Annotated in this window: 3 protein-coding genes; 1 reads left to right on the top strand and 2 read right to left on the bottom strand. The window is 64.0% G+C overall.

The window, feature by feature from the left end; genetic code table 11:
• Positions 1–761 (bottom strand): sugar-binding domain-containing protein (locus EN984_RS29665; RefSeq protein WP_127384161.1); only part of this gene is annotated, 761 nt, incomplete at its 3' end.
• Positions 762–920: 159 nt separating this feature from the next.
• Between EN984_RS29665 and EN984_RS29660 the strand changes: the two genes are divergently transcribed.
• Complete coding sequence (locus EN984_RS29660; RefSeq protein WP_127269655.1) at positions 921–1,724, top strand: hypothetical protein; 804 nt, start codon at positions 921–923, stop codon at positions 1,722–1,724.
• 14 nt (positions 1,725–1,738) lie between these two features.
• Here EN984_RS29660 and ptsP read toward each other — a convergent pair.
• On the bottom strand, positions 1,739–2,786 hold a 1,048-nt coding region (gene ptsP / locus EN984_RS29655; RefSeq protein ID WP_127384160.1), incomplete at its 5' end, for a phosphoenolpyruvate--protein phosphotransferase.

Genomic DNA, 2,786 nt, shown 5'->3' with positions numbered 1-2,786 from the left:
CGCGCAAGCAGGGCCTCCCGATCCGCCTCCTTGAGAAAGCCGCCCCGAGAGAAGGTGGTGGCCGAGGCAATCCCGCCGACGCTCAGCAGAACGGCATCAAGCACGTCGGCCATTTCGAAAATCTCCTGCAGGCCGCAGCGCTCGATCAGTGCGATCTTGGTCTCGACGCTGTCGACGACGGCTGGTGTCGGCATCAGATAGCCGTCGCCCTGGAATATCTGAGCGAAGCGCCAGGCGAACTCGGCTGGGTTTACCCGGCGCACGACGCCGACACCGCCAAGCAGCGAAATCACCTTGAAATCGGTGAGCGACTTGGCGCTGATGAAGGGCAGGCTCGAGAACAGCGTCTGCCCCCAGCCGACGCCGACCCGCATGCCGGACTTCATCGTGTCCGACAGGAAACTGCCGGTCTTGGCGCTGATCGCTGGTATCGGATCGGCATTGGGTGCCGAAAGCGGCGCCACCAGCGCCTGCTGCAGCCCGAACGTCTTCTCCAGCGCGCGCTCAAGCCGCACGATTTCCGACAATTCGCTCTCGATGGTGATCTTCACTTCGTTGCGCGCCCGGGCATCCGCCAGCATGCGCACGATGGTGACGCGACCGACGCCGAGCACGTCGGCGATCTCGTTCTGCGTCATCTGTTCGACGAAATACATCCAGGCGGCGCGAATCCTGAGGCGATCCGTTCGGCTTTCGCTGGCGACCTGCTCGGTTGCCTCGCCTCGACCGTCTTCGCTTTCGCCCTGTCGTCGTCTGCCCAAGTCTGTCTCTCCCCCTGCGGCGACGGACGAGCGCGCTGCCGCCGATTCTGCATGCTGGTCTAGTATCGCCTATTGATCTACCAATCGATAGGAACAATGTAGAGAGTGGCGGCTGCCCCGGTTGGCGGCTATCCGCAGCAAATTTCAAGGCGATCTGCGATGCTCCGACAAATCTCCGAAGATGTCCGCGTCAATCTGAAGGATCGGCTGCGGGAAGTCCGCGAAATCATCCGCCAGAGCCGCCATGACGGCAGCGGCGATGCCAGCATCCTGCGCGAAGCAACCAGCCATCTGCCGCCGTTTCCGGGCAAGGGCATCGAAGGCCTGCTCAGCCATGCCGCCAGTGCCGTCGACGAGGCGCTGTCGATCGCTGAAGCTTTCGTCCCGCATGAGCGCCCGATCAAGGTGGACGGCACGACGGTAAAGGGCCTCGGCACCTATTTCCCGATCGGCAACGAGGATCGCCAGCTGAGCGCGGAGCGCCTGTTCCGGCGCGATATGTATTATCTGACCAAGGCGGTGCTTGCCGGCCTGAACATCGACAATGCCCGCATCCACGAAGCCGATTTCGCGGCCGTCCATGCCACGATGCGCAAGCGGCATGGCGACCTCCTGGCCGCCTTGGCCACGCCAGGCGCCGGACTGCAGGCAATCGCGGCGATCTGTTCGGCGCTGCTGGTCGAGTGCCTCAGCCAGCGTCCAGTTCGCTTTGCCGAGACCGTGCCGGAAACGCCGGCCGCGATTGCCGGCCGGGCGCTCGACATAAGCTGCCTGGCGCCGCTCGCTTTGGCCTGCGGCCTGGCGACCACCGGCAGCGACGGTGCACCGGAGCCGGATATGCTGGAGATCGCGATATTGGCGGCGGATATTCGCCACGACCGCATCGTTCAGGCCTGCGCCAAGGCAAACCCCATCGCTGAACTGACACCGGTGTTCGCCACCTTGCTTGCCCATCTGCCGTAATTAGCCGGTCTGGGCTAGCCTTCAGCGGCCATGGCCATGATCGCTTTCTTGGCGCGCTGGATGGAAGCCGGGCTCATCGACAGTTCGGTCAGTCCCATCTTCACGAAGGTCGCAATGAGATCGGGACGGCCGGCCGCCTCACCGCACATGCCGACCATGATACCGGCGGCGACGCCGGCTTTTGCCGTCATTTCGATCGCCGACATGACGGCTGGATTGGTGACATCGTTGAGCTTGGCGACGGTCGGATTGAGCCGGTCGGCGGCCATGATGTACTGGGTCAGATCGTTGGTTCCGATCGAGAAGAAAGCGACCTCCTTGGCCAGCGCCGGAGCGATCAGCACGGCGGCCGGGGTTTCGATCATGACGCCGAGATCGAATGATGCGTGCGGCACGCCTTCGGCTTTCAGCTCGGCCGTGCATTCATCAACCAGCACGCGCGTCTGCCTGACCTCCGAGAGGTCGGACACCATCGGCAGCATCACCTTGATGTTGCCGTGCACGGCGGCCCGCAGCAGCGCCCGCAGTTGGCGCTTGAAGATGTCGGGCCGGTCGAGACACATGCGGATGCCGCGCCAGCCGAGGAAGGGGTTTTCCTCGTCGGGAAATTCGATGCCGGCAATCGGCTTGTCACCGCCGATGTCGAGCGTGCGCACAATGACCGGATAAGGCGCAAAAGCCTTGGCCAGCGCCGCATAGGTCTCGGCCTGCATGTCTTCCGAGGGCAGATGCATATGGCGCATGAACAGAAGCTCGGTGCGGAACAGGCCGATGCCCATGGCGCCAGCCTCTTGCGCCGCTTCGATTTCCTCAAGTGAGCCGATATTGGCCGCGATCTCGATGATCCTGCCGTCGGCAAGCTTCGGCGTCACCGTCTTGAAGATGGTCAGGCCGGCGCGCTCCTTTGCCGCCGCTTCGACGCGGCCGGCGAAATCGGCGCGGGTCGCCGCGTCGGGGTCGATGATCACATGGCCGGCATTGCCGTCGAGCGCGACCTCTCGCGCGGTGCGCAAGGCATTGATCTGGCCGCCAAGGCCGAGCACGGCCGGAATGTCGTGCGAG

Source organism: Mesorhizobium sp. M7A.F.Ca.CA.004.12.1.1 (genome assembly GCF_003997835.1).
GTDB lineage: Bacteria > Pseudomonadota > Alphaproteobacteria > Rhizobiales > Rhizobiaceae > Mesorhizobium.
Note: the sequence above shows the minus strand (reverse complement) of the source record. Positions and strands in the feature narration are given on the sequence as shown.